Here is a 14,691-nt window from a genome sequence, read left to right as displayed (position 1 = left end):
ACGGTTGACGTCGAGCTGATCGTTCCGATCGCGATGGAAGAAAAGCTTCGCTTCGCTATCCGCGAAGGCGGCCGCACCGTCGGTGCAGGCATCGTTGCTTCCATCATCGAGTAATTCATTCGGCTGCTCCGGTGGGGCAGCCGATTCGATGACATTATTATGATGCAGGCGGCGCAAGCCGCTTGCTTATTACACAGAAATGTTGCAAATGGCGCGCGAGCGCGATTTGCGTAACGCTTTGGATGACGAAGCGGCGACTAAACAAACAATAAGGTGGGTCAAAAGGCCCTGAAGAGTGGATAGGGGTGCCGTAACAGGCGTCTCTCTCGATCTTTGAAACCGGTGGTCCGCCTTAGGAAGAAAGAAAAACCCGTGTCTTGTCCAAAGACATGCGGAAAACAAACACAAGGATAACGTCGAATGAACGGCCAAAATATCCGCATTCGCCTGAAGGCGTTCGATCACCGGATTCTCGATGCTTCCACGCGCGAGATCGTGTCGACGGCGAAGCGCACCGGTGCTAGCGTCCGGGGCCCCGTTCCGCTTCCGACCCGCATCGAGAAGTTTACGGTCAACCGGTCCCCGCACATCGACAAGAAGAGCCGCGAACAGTTCGAGATGCGCACGCATAAGCGCCTGCTCGACATCGTAGACCCGACCCCGCAGACGGTAGACGCGCTGATGAAGCTCGATCTCGCCGCCGGTGTCGATGTTGAGATCAAGCTCTGAGCTTGCTCGAGCTGAGTTGGAAGGATTGAACCGATGCGTTCAGGTGTGATTGCACAGAAGGTGGGAATGACCCGCGTCTACAACGACGCCGGCGAGCATGTCCCTGTAACGGTACTGCGTATGGATGGCTGCCAGGTTGTGGCCCAGCGGACCGTAGAAAAGAATGGCTATACCGCGCTTCAGCTCGGTGCTGGCCAGGCCAAGGTAAAGAACACGTCCAAGGCTATGCGCGGCAACTTCGCCGTCGCTAATGTCGAGCCCAAGGCCAAGCTGCAGGAATTCCGTGTTTCGGAAGACAACCTGCTCGACATTGGCACCGAGCTCAAGGCCGGTCACTTTGCTGCTGGTCAGCTCGTCGATGTCACTGGCACGACGATTGGTAAGGGCTTTGCCGGCGCCATGAAGCGCCACGGCTTCGGCGGTCTTCGCGCTACGCACGGTGTGTCCGTTTCGCACCGTTCGCACGGCTCGACGGGTTCGCGCCAGGATCCGGGCAAGGTTTTCAAGAACAAGAAGATGGCTGGTCACATGGGCCAGACGCGCGTGACGACGCAGAACCTTGAAGTCGTTTCGACCGACGAAGATCGCGGTCTGATCCTGATCAAGGGTGCAGTACCCGGTTCCAAGGGTGCCTGGATCATCGTGCGCGACGCCGTCAAGTCGGCAGCGAAGTAAGGGAGCCAGACCAATGGAATTGAACGTCAAGACCCTCGAGGGAAAAGACGCTGGGAAGGTTTCCCTTTCGGAAGCGATTTTCGGCCTTGAGCCCCGCGAAGATATTCTCGCCCGCGTTATCCGCTGGCAGCTTGCCAAGAAGCAGCAGGGAACGCACCAGGCAAAGGGCCGCGCAGACGTCTGGCGCACCGGCGCCAAGATGTACAAGCAGAAGGGTACGGGCCGCGCTCGTCACCATTCGGCTCGTGCTCCGCAGTTCCGCGGCGGTGGTAAGGCTCATGGCCCGGTTGCTCGCAGCCACGAACACGACCTTCCCAAGAAGGTTCGTGCGCTCGGCCTGCGTCATGCGCTGTCCGCCAAGATCAAGGCAGATGAACTGATCATCATCGATGATCTGGTCGCCAACGAAGCAAAGACGAAGGCCCTGGCCGGCGTATTCGCAACGCTGGGCCTCACCAACGCCCTCTTCATTGGCGGCGCCGAGCTCGACGGTAACTTCAAGCTCGCTGCACAGAACATTCCGAACATCGATGTTCTGCCGATCCAGGGCATCAACGTTTACGACATCGTCCGCCGCGGCAAGCTCGTGCTTTCCAAGGCTGCCGTTGAAGCGCTAGAGGAGCGATTCAAGTGACCGATCTCCGCCACTACGATGTGATCGTTTCTCCTGCGATCACCGAAAAGTCCACGCTGGTATCGGAAAACAACCAGGTTGTTTTCAATGTCGCCAAGAAGGCGACGAAGCCGGAAATCAAGGCTGCAGTCGAGGCGCTCTTCGGCGTCAAGGTTACCGCCGTCAACACTCTGCTGCGCAAGGGCAAGACCCGCCGTTTCCGCGGTTTTGTCGGCAAGCAGCAGGACGTGAAGAAGGCTGTCGTGACGTTGGCTGAAGGCCAGACGATCGACGTCTCCACCGGTCTCTGAGGATTAATAAAATGGCATTGAAAACATTCAATCCGACGACCCCGAGCCAGCGCCAGCTGGTCATCGTCGACCGTTCGGGCCTCTACAAGGGCAAGCCGGTCAAGGCGCTGACGGAAGGTCTGACCAAGAGCGGCGGTCGTAACAACCTCGGCCGCATCACGGCTCGCTTCATCGGCGGCGGTCACAAGCGCAGCTACCGTCTGGTGGACTTCAAGCGTCGCAAGTTCGACGTTGAAGGCACCGTCGAACGTATCGAATACGATCCGAACCGTACGGCGTTCATCGCGCTCGTAACCTACACCGACGGCGAACAGGCCTACATCATCGCTCCGCAGCGCCTTGCTGCCGGCGACAAGGTCATCGCTTCGGACAAGGCTGTCGACGTCAAGCCCGGCAACACGATGCCGCTGCAGTACATCCCGGTCGGCTCCATCATCCACAATGTGGAAATGAAGCCGGGCAAGGGCGGTCAGATCGCTCGCTCCGCCGGTTCCTACGCGCAGCTGGTCGGCCGCGACCAGGGCATGGCGATCCTTCGCCTGAACTCTGGCGAACAGCGCCTCGTGCACGGCGTCTGCCTTGCTTCGATTGGTGCCGTGTCCAACCCGGACCACGCCAACATCAACGACGGCAAGGCCGGTCGTACCGTTTGGCGCGGCAAGCGTCCGCACAACCGCGGTGTCGTCATGAACCCGGTCGACCATCCGCACGGCGGTGGTGAAGGCCGCACCTCTGGTGGTCGTCACCCGGTTTCTCCGTGGGGCAAGCCGACCAAGGGCAAGCGCACTCGGTCGAACAAGTCGACCGACAAGATGATCATGCGCTCGCGTCATCAGCGTAAGAAGTAAGAGAGGAAGTCTCCAATGGCTCGTTCAGTATGGAAAGGTCCGTTCGTTGACGGCTATCTTCTCAAGAAGGCTGAGAAGGTTCGTGAAGGCGGACGTGCAGAAGTGATCAAGATCTGGAGCCGTCGCTCCACGATCCTGCCGCAGTTCGTCGGTCTCACCTTCGGCGTCTACAACGGCAGCAAGCATGTTCCGGTCAGCGTCAATGAAGACATGGTCGGTCACAAGTTCGGTGAATTCTCTCCGACCCGCACCTACTACGGTCACGGCGCGGACAAGAAGGCAAAGAGGAAGTAACGATGGGCAAGGCAAAAACAGAACGCCGGCTCAAGGACAACGAAGCGCAGGCAGTCGCCCGCACGCTCCGCGTCAGCCCCCAGAAGCTCAACCTGGTTGCTGCGGCCATCCGCGGCAAGAAGGTCGAGCGTGCACTCGCTGAGCTGGAATTCTCCCGCAAGCGTATCGCAGGCGCCGTCAAGAAGACGCTCGAATCTGCGATCGCCAACGCCGAGAACAACCATGACCTCGACGTCGACGCTCTCGTCGTCGCCGAGGCTTATGTCGGCAAGTCGATCGTCATGAAGCGCTTCCACGCCCGCGGTCGCGGCCGCGCGTCGCGCATCGAACGTCCGTTCGCTCACCTGACGATCGTCGTTCGTGAAGTGCAGGCACAAGAGGAGGCCGCATAATGGGTCAGAAAATCAATCCGATTGGTTTCCGTCTTGGCATCAACCGTACCTGGGATAGCCGCTGGTTTGCGGACAATGCCGAGTACGGCCAGCTCCTGCACGAAGACCTGAAGATGCGTAAGTTCGTGATGAGCGAACTGAAGCAGGCTGGTATCTCCAAGGTGGTCATCGAGCGTCCGCACAAGAAGTGCCGCGTCACGATCCACTCGGCCCGTCCGGGCCTGATCATCGGCCGCAAGGGCGCCGACATCGACAAGCTCCGCAAGAAGCTGTCGGACATGACGAACTCCGAAACGCATCTCAACATCGTTGAAGTGCGCAAGCCGGAAGTCGACGCAACGCTCGTTGCTCAGTCGATCGCCCAGCAGCTCGAGCGCCGCGTGGCTTTCCGCCGCGCCATGAAGCGCGCCGTTCAGTCCGCGATGCGTCTTGGCGCCGAAGGCATCAAGATCACCTGCGCGGGCCGTCTCGGCGGTGCAGAAATCGCTCGTACGGAATGGTACCGCGAAGGCCGCGTTCCGCTGCACACCCTGCGCGCTGACATCGACTACGGTACGGCTGAAGCCGAAACCGCATTCGGTATCTGCGGCATCAAGGTCTGGATCTTCAAGGGCGAAATCCTTGAGCACGATCCGATGGCTTCCGAACGCCGCGCGCTGGAAGGCGACGCACAGGGCCCGGCAAGCCGCGAACGCGACCGTGGCGATCGTCGCCGCGAACGCGACAACGCGTAATTAGCGCTGGCGAAAGATAAGCTCGGAGAAGTAAGAAAATGTTGCAGCCAAAGCGTACTAAGTACCGCAAGCAGTTCAAGGGCCGCATCAAGGGCGTTGCCAAGGGCGGTTCCGACCTTGCCTTCGGTGAATTCGGCCTGAAGGCTCAGGAGCCGAACCGCGTTAACGCTCGTGAGATCGAAGCGGCTCGCCGCGCGATCACGCGTTACATGAAGCGCGCCGGTCGTGTTTGGATCCGCGTGTTCCCGGACGTTCCGGTAACCGCAAAGCCTACCGAAGTCCGCATGGGTAAAGGTAAGGGTTCCGTGGAATACTGGGCATGCAAGGTCAAGCCCGGTCGTATGATGTTCGAGATCGACGGTGTCTCCGAGGAAATCGCGCGTGAAGCGCTTCGCCTCGGCTCGGCCAAGCTCTCGGTCAAGACGCGCTTTGTACAGCGCATCGCAGAGTAAGGAGAAGGCACGATGAAAGCCGAAGAAGTACGCGGCCTCACGGCCGACCAGCTCAAGGACAAGCTCGCCGACCTGAAGAAGGAGCAGTTCAACCTGCGCTTCCAGAAGGCGACGAACCAGCTTGAGAAGACCTCGCGCATCAACGAAGTCCGCAAGGACATCGCCCGCGTGAAAACCATTGCCCGCCAGAAGGCGGCAGAAGCAAAGGCTTAAGGAAAAAAGAACATGCCGAAGCGTATTCTGCAGGGCGTCGTGGTTGGTGACAAGAACGAGAAGACTGTCGTAGTTCGCGTTGAGCGTCGTTTCGCTCATCCGCTGCTCCAGAAGACCGTTCGTCGCTCCAAGAAGTACAAGGCCCACGACGAAAACAATCAGTACAAGATCGGCGATATCGTCTCCATCGAGGAGTGCGCACCGATCTCCAAGGACAAGCGCTGGACGGTCGTTGCCGCCCAGGCCAAGTAAGAATTTTGCGCGAGGCCTTGCGTCTCGCGGAAATTTCTATATGAAGCAGCGTCGGAACGCTCGAATGCCGGGCGTTCTTTTGCTTTAAGCGCACGGAAGGTCCCGTTTGGGAAACCACCCTGGCAACGATCTATCCAGCGCTATTCAAGCTATTGCCGCGTTTTCGCTGTCCTCGTGACGAGCGGCCGGTAGACAATTTTCATAAGCCGGAAGAGGGGGCTTTGCCCAACCATTCCGGTAAGAACAAGAAGGCGACCTGATATGATTCAGATGCAAACAAACCTCGACGTCGCGGATAATTCCGGCGCCCGTCGTGTCATGTGCATCAAGGTGCTGGGCGGCTCAAAGCGCAAGTATGCCTCGATCGGCGACGTTATCGTCGTTTCGATCAAGGAAGCTATTCCGCGCGGCCGTGTGAAGAAGGGTGACGTGATGAAGGCGGTTGTCGTTCGCACCGCCAAGGACATCCGTCGTCCGGATGGCTCTGTCATCCGCTTCGACACCAATGCAGCAGTCCTCATCGACAACAAGAAAGAGCCGATCGGCACCCGTATCTTCGGACCGGTTCCGCGCGAATTGCGTGCGAAGAACCACATGAAGATCATCTCGCTGGCTCCCGAAGTACTGTAAGGAGCGGGAACGATGCAGAAGATTCGTAAGGGCGACAAGGTCGTCATGCTCGCAGGCAAGGACAAGGGCCGTACCGGCGAAGTCCTCCAGGTCCTGCCGAAGGAAGATCGCGCCGTCATTCGCGGCGTAAACCTCGTAAAGCGCCACCAGCGCCAGACACAGACCCAGGAAGCCGGGATTATTTCCAAGGAAGCTTCGGTCCACCTGTCCAACGTCTCGATCATCGACAAGGACGGCAAGCCGACCCGTGTCGGCTTCAAGGTTGTTGACGGCAAGAAGGTCCGCGTGGCCAAGCGTTCGGGAGAAGTGATCGATGGCTGAGGCAAAGTACGAGCCGCGGCTCAAGAAGGAATATGTCGAGCGGATCCGCAAGGCGCTTCAGGAGAAGTACTCCTACGCCAACGAGATGATGATCCCGAAGCTCGACAAGATCGTTATCAACATGGGTGTGGGCGAAGCCACGGCTGACTCGAAGAAGCCGACCGTTGCTGCCGCCGATCTGGCCGCCATTGCTGGTCAGAAGCCGGTCATCACCCGTGCACGCAACTCTATCGCTGGCTTCAAGGTCCGCGAAAACATGCCGATCGGCGCAAAGGTCACCCTGCGCGGCGCCCGCATGTACGAGTTCCTGGATCGCCTGGTCAACATCGCGCTTCCGCGCGTTCGCGACTTCCGCGGCCTGAACCCGAAGAGCTTTGACGGCCGTGGCAACTTCGCCATGGGCATCAAGGAGCACATTGTGTTCCCAGAAATCAACTACGACAAGGTTGATCAGATGTGGGGCATGGACATCATCGTTTGCACGACGGCCACGACCGACGACGAAGCTCGCACGCTCCTCACGGAGTTCAGCTTCCCGTTCCGTCAGTAACCGTAACGACGAGCGTAGAAAAGGAACCTGACATGGCGAAGACAAGCGCAGTTGAAAAGAACAAGCGCCGCCGTAATACGGTCGCAAACCAGGCCGCCAAGCGCGCTGCCCTGAAGGCGATCATCATGAACCAGGCTCTTCCTATCGAAGAGCGGTTCAAGGCCTCGATCAAGCTGGCATCCCTGCCGCGTGACGGATCGAAGACCCGCATTCGCAACCGTTGCGAAGTGTCCGGTCGTCCGCGCGCTTACTACCGTAAACTGCGTATGTCGCGTATCGCGCTGCGCGAACTGGGCAATCTCGGCAAGGTGCCGGGCATCGTCAAGTCGAGCTGGTAAGGAGCAGGTTAGATGACAATGACTGATCCGTTGGGCGATATGCTCACCCGTATCCGCAACGGTGCTTCGCGTCGCAAGTCGTCGGTTTCGACGCCTGCTTCCAAGCTCCGTGCACGTGTTCTCGATGTTCTCCAGTCCGAAGGCTACATCCGTGGCTATTCCGTCGTCGATTTCGGCAACGGCAAGTCCGAACTGAACATCGAACTCAAGTACTATGAAGGCGCATCGGTGATCCGTGAGATCGGCCGTGTGTCCAAGCCGGGCCGCCGGGTTTATGTCTCGGTCAAGTCCATTCCGCAGGTCGCGAACGGCCTCGGCATCACCATCCTTTCGACCCCGAAGGGCGTGATGGCCGATCACCAGGCTCGCGAACAGAACGTTGGTGGCGAGGTTCTCTGCTCGGTCTTCTAAGACTGCGCAGGGTCTCCATAGCGAACAGACAGGATTGAAACATGTCTCGTATCGGTAAGAAGCCCGTTCAGGTGCCTGCTGGGATCACGGCTACGGTCGATGGCCAGAAGGTTACCGCTAAGGGCCCGAAGGGCGAGCTGTTTTTCGTCGCAAACGACGAAATCAGCGTAAAGCTCGAAAACAATGCGGTCGTCGTAGCGCCGATCAGCCAGACGAAGGAAGCTCGTTCGAAGTGGGGCATGTCCCGCACGATGATCGAAAACATCTTCAAGGGCGTCAAGGACGGCTTCGAGCGCAAGCTTGAAATCAACGGCGTTGGTTACCGCGCTTCGCTGCAGGGCAAGAACCTGCAGCTGGCTCTCGGTTTCAGCCACGACGTGGTCTATGAACCGCCGCAGGGCATCACGATCGCTGTGCCGAAGCCGACGGAAATCGTCGTCACCGGCATCAACAAGCAGCAGGTCGGTCAGGTCGCCGCCGAGATCCGCGAATACCGCGGTCCGGAGCCCTACAAGGGCAAGGGCGTCAAGTATGCCGAAGAGCGGATTGTCCGCAAAGAAGGCAAGAAGAAGTAAGGATCACGCGAAATGGCTAGCAGGAAAGAAGCACTTGCACGTCGTGCCAACCGCGTGCGCCGTCATCTCAAGTCGGTGGCCAACGGCCGTCCGCGCCTGTCGGTTCATCGCTCGTCGAAGAACATTTACGCTCAGGTTATCGACGATGTTGCTGGCAAGACCCTTGCCGCTGCATCGACGCTCGATAAGGATCTGCGCGGTTCTCTGAAGACCGGTGCCGACACCGCAGCAGCTGCCCTCGTTGGCAAGCTCGTTGCAGACCGCGCTTCGAAGGCAGGCGTGACCGAGGTCGTATTCGACCGTGGCGCCTTCATCTATCACGGCCGCATCAAGGCCCTGGCGGATGCAGCCCGCGAAGGCGGTCTGACCTTCTAATAGTTTCCGGCCGAAGCGTTCATAGTCTTCGGCCGGATTTCACCGGACCGCAAATCGTTCCCTCGCGGAAGCCGATGCGGTCCTCGTTTTGTTTGCCGATTGCACCCGGAAAAGAAAAAGGAAGAGGACAATGGCACAGGAAAGAAGGCCGCAGCGGGAAGACCGCCAGAGCCGCGAAGAGCGCGATAGCGAATTCGTCGACAAGCTTGTCGCGATCAACCGCGTCGCCAAGGTCGTCAAGGGCGGCCGTCGTTTCGGTTTCGCAGCACTCGTCGTCGTTGGCGACCAGAAGGGCCGCGTAGGCTTCGGCCATGGCAAGGCGCGCGAAGTGCCGGAAGCCATCCGCAAGGCTACCGAAGCCGCCAAGCGCGAACTGATTTTCGTACCGCTGCGTGATGGCCGTACGCTGCATCACGACGTTCATGGTCGTCATGGCGCCGGCAAGGTTCTGCTGCGCTCGGCTAAAGTCGGTACCGGTATCATCGCCGGTGGTCCGATGCGCGCCGTTTTCGAAACGCTCGGCGTCCACGACGTCGTCGCCAAGTCGACCGGTTCGTCGAACCCCTACAACATGGTTCGCGCCACCTTCGACGCTCTGAAGCACCAGGTTCACCCGAAGGACATCGCAGCACAGCGCGGCATCAAGTATGCTACGCTTCAGGCTCGCCGTGCCGCTTCTGGCAACGCCTCTGAAGAATAAGAGGAGCTGACCAATGGCCAAGGCTACCAAAAAGGCTGAAGCGAAGACTGTCACGATCGAACAGATCGGCAGCCCGATTCGCCGTCCGGACGTCCAGCAGCGCACGCTGATCGGTCTCGGACTGAACAAGATGCACCGTCGCCGCACGCTGGAAGATACTCCGGCCGTTCGTGGCATGATCCGTGCAGTCCAGCATCTCGTTCGCGTCGTCGACGAGAAGTGAGCCCGGAGTAACGCTCATGAAACTCAATGAAATTAAAGACAACGAAGGCTCTACCCACAGCCGCAAGCGCCTCGGCCGCGGTATCGGCTCGGGCTCCGGCAAGACCGGTGGTCGTGGTGTAAAGGGTCAGAAGTCCCGTTCGGGCGTTGCCATCAACGGCTTCGAAGGCGGTCAGATGCCCATCTACCGTCGCCTGCCGAAGCGCGGCTTCAACAACATCTTCGCAGCCGACTACGTCGTCGTATCGCTGGGACGCATCCAGGCTGCCGTCGATGCCGGCAAGCTCGACGCGAAGGCAACCGTTGATGCAGCTGCTCTGAAGGCTGCCGGCGTCATCCGCCGTGCCAAGGACGGCGTTCGCGTTCTCGCCGACGGCGAGCTCAAGGCCAAGATCACGCTCGAAGTTGCAGGCGCTTCCAAGCCTGCCGTCGAGAAGATCGAAAAGGCTGGCGGCAAGGTAACGCTTCTTTCTGCCGCAGCGGCAGAATAATAAACTGATGATATATCGCCCGGGGTGCTTCACACCGGGCGATTTTGCTCCCATATGTGAGCCTCACAAAAACCTGCTTGGACGCGTCCGCGTCGAGACGGTAAGACTGGAAACGAGGGTGAGGCATAGGGTTGCGCCAGCAATCCGTCCGAAGCCCGGTTTTTAAAAGAAATTCATACTGATTCCGGTGCCGGCCGACTCGAGAGCGCCCGGAATTGGTAGCGCGGAGAAACGCATGGCTTCTGCAGCGGAACAACTGGCTTCAAACCTCAATTTTTCGACCTTCGCCAAAGCTGAGGATCTTAAGAAGCGCCTGTGGTTCACACTGGCAGCTCTCCTTGTGTACCGGCTGGGCACCCATATTCCGCTTCCAGGCCTCAATCCACAGGCATATGCCCAGGCTTTCCAGGGCCAGGCAGGCGGTATTCTCGGCCTCTTCAACATGTTCTCGGGCGGCGCTGTGCAGCGCATGGCGATCTTCGCCCTCGGCATCATGCCCTACATTTCCGCTTCGATCATCGTGCAGCTCATGACCTCGGTCGTGCCGGCGCTCGAAAACCTGAAGAAGGAAGGCGAGCAGGGCCGCAAGATCATCAACCAGTATACCCGCTACGGCACGGTCATCCTTGGTGCGCTCCAGGCCTACGGCATCGCCGTTGGTCTCGAGAGCGGCAATGGCCTCGTTGTCGATCCGGGCTGGTTCTTCAAGATTTCGACCGTTCTGACGTTGCTTGGCGGCACCATGTTCCTGATGTGGCTCGGTGAGCAGATCACCTCGCGCGGCATCGGCAACGGCATTTCGCTGATCATCTTCGCGGGCATCGCAGCCGGTCTTCCGACCGCCCTTGCCGGCACGCTGGAACTCGGCCGTACCGGCGCGCTGTCGACAAGCCTCATTCTGCTCGTCATCGTCGTCGCGATCGCGGTCATTGCCGTCATCGTCTTCGTCGAACGTGCGCAGCGCCGCCTGCTGATCCAGTATCCGAAGCGTCAGGTCGGCAACCGCATGTTCCAGGGCGACACTTCGCATCTGCCGCTGAAGCTCAACACCTCGGGCGTCATCCCGGCAATCTTTGCATCCTCGCTGCTTCTTCTGCCGGCGACCCTTGCAGGCTTTGCGAGCTCGACGGCAATGCCGGCCTGGGCCACCTCGATCGTTGCAGCACTTGGCCACGGTCAGCCGCTCTACATGGTTCTCTATGCCGGCCTCATTGCCTTCTTCGCCTTCTTCTACACGGCCATCGTCTTCAATCCGAAGGACACGGCCGATAACCTGAAGAAGCATGGCGGCTTTATCCCCGGCATTCGCCCGGGTGATCGTACGGCCGAATATATCGACTACGTGCTGACCCGTATCACGGTGATCGGCGCAATCTATCTCGTCTTCGTCTGCATCCTTCCTGAGATTCTGGTGTCGCAAACCGGCATTCCATTATCCCTTGGTGGGACTTCGCTTTTGATCGTGGTTAGCGTAACTCTTGATACGGTGGCGCAGATCCAGGGCCATCTGATCGCGCAGCAGTACGAAGGCCTGATCAAGAAATCGAAGTTGCGTGGAGGAAAGAGGGGGCGATGAGACTTATACTTTTGGGGCCGCCGGGCGCGGGTAAGGGGACCCAGGCCCAGCGGATCGTGGAAAAGCATGGCATTCCACAGCTTTCCACGGGTGACATGCTGCGCGCCGCCGTTCAAGCAGGTACTGAAGTCGGCAAGCGCGCCAAGGCTGTCATGGACGCCGGAAACTTGGTCTCGGACGAGATTGTCAACGCCATCGTATCCGAGCGAATCGATCAGCCCGATTGCGCTAACGGCTTCATCCTCGACGGCTTCCCGCGCACGCTTGTGCAGGCAGATGCCACAGAGGCGATGCTGAAGGCCAAGGGTCTCGATCTCTCTGTCGTTATCGAATTCCGTGTCGACGACAAGGAGCTGGTCCGCCGGGTGGCAGGCCGTTATTCCTGTGCCCAGTGCGGTACTGTCTATCACGACTCCGACAAGGTCCCGGTCGAGGAAGGCGTCTGCGACAAGTGCGGCTCGACCCACTTCAAGCGTCGTCCTGACGACAATGCCGAGACAATGACCAAGCGTCTCGAGGTCTACTACAAGGAAACCTCGCCGCTGATCGGCTATTACTACGCCAAGGGCAAACTGAAGTCCGTGGATGGCATGGCCGAAATCGATCAGGTTACCGCCGAGATCGAAGGCATTCTTTCCAAGCTTTAAAGCTTTGAAAATAAACTTGGCGGGAACGGTTGCTTTTTTGCACTGATTCCGCTAAACCGCGCCAACTCGCGACATTCCCTGCGATCGGCGCGGATTTCCCGAAGGAAATCCGGGTTCGGTCGTTTTGCGATGTTACGAACCCGAATTTGAACGAGCGGCCTTTGGCTGCATAACGAAGCCCTATTGCCGGATGGCAACTGGAATGCAAGGAGAATAGGCGTGGCACGTATCGCTGGCGTCAACATCCCGACTGCAAAGCGCGTCGTCATCGCGCTGACCTACATTCACGGGATCGGACAGAAATTCGCGCAGGAGATCATCGAAAAGGTCGGTATTCCGGCTGATCGCCGCGTTCATCAGCTCACGGACGCTGAAGTTCTTCAGATTCGCGAAACCATCGACCGCGACTACCAGGTCGAAGGCGATCTTCGTCGCGAAACCTCGATGAACATCAAGCGTCTGATGGACCTTGGCTGCTACCGCGGCCTGCGTCATCGTCGCGGCCTTCCGGTCCGCGGTCAGCGCACGCACACCAATGCCCGTACCCGCAAGGGCCCGGCAAAGGCGATCGCTGGTAAGAAGAAGTAATTTCCGGGAAACCGGGATGGGGAGGCTGGCGGTCTGCGCCGGCCTCTTTTGAGTTTGGAGCGGGGCCATATAGGCGCTGTTCCGGTGTAGCCGCTGGGATTACGGCGGTGAAGAGATCCAAGAAAGGAATACCATGGCTAAGGAAGCCGTCCGCGTTCGCCGTCGCGAACGTAAGAACATCTCGTCGGGTGTCGCTCACGTCAACTCGACCTTCAACAACACGATGATCACCATCACCGACGCGCAGGGCAATGCGATCGCCTGGTCGTCTGCTGGCGCCAAGGGCTTCAAGGGCTCGCGCAAGTCGACCCCGTTCGCTGCCCAGATCGCTGCCGAAGACTGCGCCAAGAAGGCTCAGGAACATGGCATGAAGTCGCTTGAAGTCGAAGTCTGCGGCCCGGGTTCCGGCCGTGAATCGGCTCTGCGCGCGCTCCAGGCTGCCGGTTTCATGATCACGTCCATCCGCGACGTGACCCCGATCCCGCACAATGGCTGCCGTCCGCGCAAGAAGCGCCGCGTCTGATCATCGCTATCGTCACCGGTGAGCGCCTCTGCGCTCCCGGTGGTTTTCAAGCTCGGTTGCCACGATTGGATGGTGGCAACGAACGGAAGGCTAAAACATGATTCAGAAAAACTGGCAGGAATTGATCAAGCCGAACAAGGTGGAGTTCTCTTCGAGCTCGCGCACCAAGGCGACTCTCGTTGCAGAGCCGCTCGAGCGCGGTTTCGGCCTCACCCTCGGCAACGCGCTGCGCCGCGTTCTGCTCTCCTCTCTGCGCGGTGCCGCTGTTACGGCCGTGCAGATCGACGGCGTGCTGCATGAATTCTCGTCGATCCCGGGCGTCCGTGAAGACGTTACGGACATCGTGCTCAACATCAAGGAAATCGCCATCAAGATGGATGGCGACGATGCCAAGCGCATGGTCGTGCGCAAGCAGGGTCCAGGTGTTGTAACGGCTGGCGACATTCAGACGGTCGGCGATATCGAAATCCTCAACCCCGAGCATGTCATCTGCACGCTCGACGAGGGTGCCGAAATCCGCATGGAGTTCACCGTCAACAACGGCAAGGGCTATGTGCCGGCCGAGCGCAATCGTGCGGAAGATGCTCCGATCGGTCTCATCCCGGTCGACAGCCTCTATTCGCCGGTCAAGAAGGTGTCCTACAAGGTTGAAAATACCCGCGAAGGACAGGTTCTCGACTACGACAAGCTGACCATGACCATCGAAACCGATGGCTCTGTCTCCGGCGAAGATGCCGTCGCTTTCGCGGCTCGCATCCTCCAGGACCAGCTTGGCGTCTTCGTCAACTTCGACGAACCGCAGAAGGAAGCCGAAGAAGAAGCAGTCACCGAACTGGCCTTCAACCCGGCGCTCCTCAAGAAGGTGGACGAGCTCGAACTGTCCGTTCGTTCGGCAAACTGCCTGAAGAACGACAACATCGTCTACATCGGCGACCTCATTCAGAAGACCGAAGCAGAAATGCTCCGCACCCCGAACTTTGGTCGCAAGTCGCTGAACGAAATCAAGGAAGTTCTCGCTTCCATGGGCCTGCACCTCGGCATGGAAGTGCCGGCATGGCCGCCCGAGAACATCGAAGATCTCGCCAAGCGCTACGAAGACCAGTACTGAGCGGCGTGAGGAAAAGTGTGAAGCGGTTTTCCGCCCGCACGCCGATCGCAGAACATAACAAAAAGGCAGGTTCTTAACGGCTGCCTTTTCCAGTCAAACAGCAGGCATATCGCCTGCATGTGC

Annotated in this window: 26 protein-coding genes and 1 pseudogene; all 27 read left to right on the top strand. The window is 59.1% G+C overall.

Annotation, left to right across the window (positions count from 1 at the left end; genetic code table 11):
* Window positions 1–114: pseudogene (locus FHX06_RS10960) on the top strand (elongation factor Tu); the annotation flags it as partial.
* A 306-nt stretch (window positions 115–420) separates the two neighbouring features.
* Complete coding sequence (rpsJ, locus tag FHX06_RS10955; RefSeq protein ID WP_003547547.1) at window positions 421–729, top strand: 30S ribosomal protein S10; 309 nt, start codon at window positions 421–423, stop codon at window positions 727–729.
* 33 nt (window positions 730–762) lie between these two features.
* Window positions 763–1,404: a 50S ribosomal protein L3 gene (gene rplC, locus FHX06_RS10950; protein ID WP_018115521.1), complete on the top strand. Its 642-nt coding sequence runs from the start codon at window positions 763–765 to the stop codon at window positions 1,402–1,404.
* Window positions 1,405–1,417: 13 nt separating this feature from the next.
* Entirely contained in the window at window positions 1,418–2,038 is a 621-nt protein-coding gene (gene rplD / locus FHX06_RS10945) for a 50S ribosomal protein L4 (protein WP_007812861.1), read from the top strand.
* Entirely contained in the window at window positions 2,035–2,328 is a 294-nt protein-coding gene (locus FHX06_RS10940) for a 50S ribosomal protein L23 (protein WP_007812862.1), read from the top strand. Before rplD ends, FHX06_RS10940 begins: the two co-directional genes overlap by 4 nt.
* A gap of 11 nt (window positions 2,329–2,339) precedes the next feature.
* The gene (rplB, locus tag FHX06_RS10935) at window positions 2,340–3,176 is read left to right on the top strand and encodes a 50S ribosomal protein L2 (protein ID WP_018115520.1); all 837 of its coding nucleotides are present in this window, start codon (window positions 2,340–2,342) and stop codon (window positions 3,174–3,176) included.
* Window positions 3,177–3,191: 15 nt separating this feature from the next.
* Window positions 3,192–3,470 carry a 30S ribosomal protein S19 gene (rpsS, locus tag FHX06_RS10930; RefSeq protein WP_007531666.1) on the top strand — a complete coding sequence of 93 codons (279 nt, stop codon included), beginning with the start codon at window positions 3,192–3,194 and terminating at the stop codon, window positions 3,468–3,470.
* 2 nt (window positions 3,471–3,472) lie between these two features.
* A complete protein-coding gene (gene rplV / locus FHX06_RS10925) occupies window positions 3,473–3,862 on the top strand; it encodes a 50S ribosomal protein L22 (protein ID WP_018115519.1) in 390 nt (129 codons plus the stop codon).
* Window positions 3,862–4,596: a 30S ribosomal protein S3 gene (gene rpsC, locus FHX06_RS10920; protein ID WP_003573793.1), complete on the top strand. Its 735-nt coding sequence runs from the start codon at window positions 3,862–3,864 to the stop codon at window positions 4,594–4,596. The genes rplV and rpsC overlap by 1 nt, the downstream gene beginning before the upstream one ends.
* 38 nt (window positions 4,597–4,634) lie before the next feature.
* Window positions 4,635–5,048: a 50S ribosomal protein L16 gene (gene rplP, locus FHX06_RS10915; RefSeq protein WP_003573792.1), complete on the top strand. Its 414-nt coding sequence runs from the start codon at window positions 4,635–4,637 to the stop codon at window positions 5,046–5,048.
* Between the two features lie 12 nt (window positions 5,049–5,060).
* A complete protein-coding gene (gene rpmC / locus FHX06_RS10910; protein ID WP_018115518.1) occupies window positions 5,061–5,261 on the top strand; it encodes a 50S ribosomal protein L29 in 201 nt (66 codons plus the stop codon).
* A gap of 12 nt (window positions 5,262–5,273) precedes the next feature.
* Complete coding sequence (rpsQ, locus tag FHX06_RS10905; RefSeq protein WP_018115517.1) at window positions 5,274–5,513, top strand: 30S ribosomal protein S17; 240 nt, start codon at window positions 5,274–5,276, stop codon at window positions 5,511–5,513.
* Window positions 5,514–5,774: 261 nt separating this feature from the next.
* Entirely contained in the window at window positions 5,775–6,143 is a 369-nt protein-coding gene (gene rplN, locus FHX06_RS10900) for a 50S ribosomal protein L14 (protein WP_003573790.1), read from the top strand.
* A 12-nt stretch (window positions 6,144–6,155) separates the two neighbouring features.
* Complete coding sequence (gene rplX / locus FHX06_RS10895; RefSeq protein WP_018115516.1) at window positions 6,156–6,464, top strand: 50S ribosomal protein L24; 309 nt, start codon at window positions 6,156–6,158, stop codon at window positions 6,462–6,464.
* On the top strand, window positions 6,457–7,014 hold the full coding sequence (rplE, locus tag FHX06_RS10890) for a 50S ribosomal protein L5 (protein WP_018115515.1): 558 nt from the start codon (window positions 6,457–6,459) through the stop codon (window positions 7,012–7,014). The genes rplX and rplE overlap by 8 nt, the downstream gene beginning before the upstream one ends.
* Before the next feature lie 32 nt (window positions 7,015–7,046).
* On the top strand, window positions 7,047–7,352 hold the full coding sequence (rpsN, locus tag FHX06_RS10885; protein WP_018115514.1) for a 30S ribosomal protein S14: 306 nt from the start codon (window positions 7,047–7,049) through the stop codon (window positions 7,350–7,352).
* A 12-nt stretch (window positions 7,353–7,364) separates the two neighbouring features.
* A complete protein-coding gene (gene rpsH, locus FHX06_RS10880) occupies window positions 7,365–7,763 on the top strand; it encodes a 30S ribosomal protein S8 (protein ID WP_004674934.1) in 399 nt (132 codons plus the stop codon).
* Between the two features lie 41 nt (window positions 7,764–7,804).
* Window positions 7,805–8,338, top strand: a complete 534-nt coding sequence (rplF, locus tag FHX06_RS10875) for a 50S ribosomal protein L6 (RefSeq protein ID WP_018115513.1) — start codon at window positions 7,805–7,807, stop codon at window positions 8,336–8,338.
* A gap of 12 nt (window positions 8,339–8,350) precedes the next feature.
* Window positions 8,351–8,713 carry a 50S ribosomal protein L18 gene (gene rplR / locus FHX06_RS10870; protein WP_018115512.1) on the top strand — a complete coding sequence of 121 codons (363 nt, stop codon included), beginning with the start codon at window positions 8,351–8,353 and terminating at the stop codon, window positions 8,711–8,713.
* A 130-nt stretch (window positions 8,714–8,843) separates the two neighbouring features.
* On the top strand, window positions 8,844–9,413 hold the full coding sequence (gene rpsE / locus FHX06_RS10865; RefSeq protein WP_007812885.1) for a 30S ribosomal protein S5: 570 nt from the start codon (window positions 8,844–8,846) through the stop codon (window positions 9,411–9,413).
* A gap of 13 nt (window positions 9,414–9,426) precedes the next feature.
* Window positions 9,427–9,636, top strand: coding sequence for a 50S ribosomal protein L30 (gene rpmD / locus FHX06_RS10860; RefSeq protein WP_007812887.1), 210 nt, complete (start codon window positions 9,427–9,429; stop codon window positions 9,634–9,636).
* A gap of 16 nt (window positions 9,637–9,652) precedes the next feature.
* Window positions 9,653–10,126, top strand: a complete 474-nt coding sequence (gene rplO / locus FHX06_RS10855) for a 50S ribosomal protein L15 (protein WP_018115511.1) — start codon at window positions 9,653–9,655, stop codon at window positions 10,124–10,126.
* A gap of 235 nt (window positions 10,127–10,361) precedes the next feature.
* Window positions 10,362–11,702: a preprotein translocase subunit SecY gene (gene secY, locus FHX06_RS10850; protein ID WP_018115510.1), complete on the top strand. Its 1,341-nt coding sequence runs from the start codon at window positions 10,362–10,364 to the stop codon at window positions 11,700–11,702.
* A complete protein-coding gene (locus FHX06_RS10845; RefSeq protein WP_183879173.1) occupies window positions 11,699–12,349 on the top strand; it encodes an adenylate kinase in 651 nt (216 codons plus the stop codon). Before secY ends, FHX06_RS10845 begins: the two co-directional genes overlap by 4 nt.
* Window positions 12,350–12,568: 219 nt before the next feature.
* On the top strand, window positions 12,569–12,937 hold the full coding sequence (gene rpsM / locus FHX06_RS10840; RefSeq protein ID WP_018115508.1) for a 30S ribosomal protein S13: 369 nt from the start codon (window positions 12,569–12,571) through the stop codon (window positions 12,935–12,937).
* 133 nt (window positions 12,938–13,070) lie between these two features.
* On the top strand, window positions 13,071–13,460 hold the full coding sequence (gene rpsK, locus FHX06_RS10835) for a 30S ribosomal protein S11 (RefSeq protein ID WP_003547577.1): 390 nt from the start codon (window positions 13,071–13,073) through the stop codon (window positions 13,458–13,460).
* Between the two features lie 97 nt (window positions 13,461–13,557).
* Complete coding sequence (locus FHX06_RS10830) at window positions 13,558–14,568, top strand: DNA-directed RNA polymerase subunit alpha (RefSeq protein WP_018115507.1); 1,011 nt, start codon at window positions 13,558–13,560, stop codon at window positions 14,566–14,568.
* The last annotated feature ends 123 nt before the right edge of the window (window positions 14,569–14,691 follow it).

It is taken from the genome of Rhizobium sp. BK512 (assembly GCF_014194915.1).
GTDB lineage: Bacteria > Pseudomonadota > Alphaproteobacteria > Rhizobiales > Rhizobiaceae > Rhizobium.
Note: the sequence above shows the minus strand (reverse complement) of the source record. Positions and strands in the feature narration are given on the sequence as shown.

What these genes read in the sequence shown, in the direction of transcription:
- rpsJ (WP_003547547.1), top strand. Translation starts at nt 421, where the DNA reads ATGAACGGCCAAAATATCCGCATTCGCCTGAAGGCGTTCGATCACCGG.
- rplC (WP_018115521.1), top strand. Translation starts at nt 763, where the DNA reads ATGCGTTCAGGTGTGATTGCACAGAAGGTGGGAATGACCCGCGTCTAC.
- rplD (WP_007812861.1), top strand. Translation starts at nt 1,418, where the DNA reads ATGGAATTGAACGTCAAGACCCTCGAGGGAAAAGACGCTGGGAAGGTT.
- rplB (WP_018115520.1), top strand. Translation starts at nt 2,340, where the DNA reads ATGGCATTGAAAACATTCAATCCGACGACCCCGAGCCAGCGCCAGCTG.
- rpsS (WP_007531666.1), top strand. Translation starts at nt 3,192, where the DNA reads ATGGCTCGTTCAGTATGGAAAGGTCCGTTCGTTGACGGCTATCTTCTC.
- rplV (WP_018115519.1), top strand. Translation starts at nt 3,473, where the DNA reads ATGGGCAAGGCAAAAACAGAACGCCGGCTCAAGGACAACGAAGCGCAG.
- rpsC (WP_003573793.1), top strand. Translation starts at nt 3,862, where the DNA reads ATGGGTCAGAAAATCAATCCGATTGGTTTCCGTCTTGGCATCAACCGT.
- rplP (WP_003573792.1), top strand. Translation starts at nt 4,635, where the DNA reads ATGTTGCAGCCAAAGCGTACTAAGTACCGCAAGCAGTTCAAGGGCCGC.
- rpmC (WP_018115518.1), top strand. Translation starts at nt 5,061, where the DNA reads ATGAAAGCCGAAGAAGTACGCGGCCTCACGGCCGACCAGCTCAAGGAC.
- rpsQ (WP_018115517.1), top strand. Translation starts at nt 5,274, where the DNA reads ATGCCGAAGCGTATTCTGCAGGGCGTCGTGGTTGGTGACAAGAACGAG.
- rplN (WP_003573790.1), top strand. Translation starts at nt 5,775, where the DNA reads ATGATTCAGATGCAAACAAACCTCGACGTCGCGGATAATTCCGGCGCC.
- rplX (WP_018115516.1), top strand. Translation starts at nt 6,156, where the DNA reads ATGCAGAAGATTCGTAAGGGCGACAAGGTCGTCATGCTCGCAGGCAAG.
- rplE (WP_018115515.1), top strand. Translation starts at nt 6,457, where the DNA reads ATGGCTGAGGCAAAGTACGAGCCGCGGCTCAAGAAGGAATATGTCGAG.
- rpsN (WP_018115514.1), top strand. Translation starts at nt 7,047, where the DNA reads ATGGCGAAGACAAGCGCAGTTGAAAAGAACAAGCGCCGCCGTAATACG.
- rpsH (WP_004674934.1), top strand. Translation starts at nt 7,365, where the DNA reads ATGACAATGACTGATCCGTTGGGCGATATGCTCACCCGTATCCGCAAC.
- rplF (WP_018115513.1), top strand. Translation starts at nt 7,805, where the DNA reads ATGTCTCGTATCGGTAAGAAGCCCGTTCAGGTGCCTGCTGGGATCACG.
- rplR (WP_018115512.1), top strand. Translation starts at nt 8,351, where the DNA reads ATGGCTAGCAGGAAAGAAGCACTTGCACGTCGTGCCAACCGCGTGCGC.
- rpsE (WP_007812885.1), top strand. Translation starts at nt 8,844, where the DNA reads ATGGCACAGGAAAGAAGGCCGCAGCGGGAAGACCGCCAGAGCCGCGAA.
- rpmD (WP_007812887.1), top strand. Translation starts at nt 9,427, where the DNA reads ATGGCCAAGGCTACCAAAAAGGCTGAAGCGAAGACTGTCACGATCGAA.
- rplO (WP_018115511.1), top strand. Translation starts at nt 9,653, where the DNA reads ATGAAACTCAATGAAATTAAAGACAACGAAGGCTCTACCCACAGCCGC.
- secY (WP_018115510.1), top strand. Translation starts at nt 10,362, where the DNA reads ATGGCTTCTGCAGCGGAACAACTGGCTTCAAACCTCAATTTTTCGACC.
- FHX06_RS10845 (WP_183879173.1), top strand. Translation starts at nt 11,699, where the DNA reads ATGAGACTTATACTTTTGGGGCCGCCGGGCGCGGGTAAGGGGACCCAG.
- rpsK (WP_003547577.1), top strand. Translation starts at nt 13,071, where the DNA reads ATGGCTAAGGAAGCCGTCCGCGTTCGCCGTCGCGAACGTAAGAACATC.
- FHX06_RS10830 (WP_018115507.1), top strand. Translation starts at nt 13,558, where the DNA reads ATGATTCAGAAAAACTGGCAGGAATTGATCAAGCCGAACAAGGTGGAG.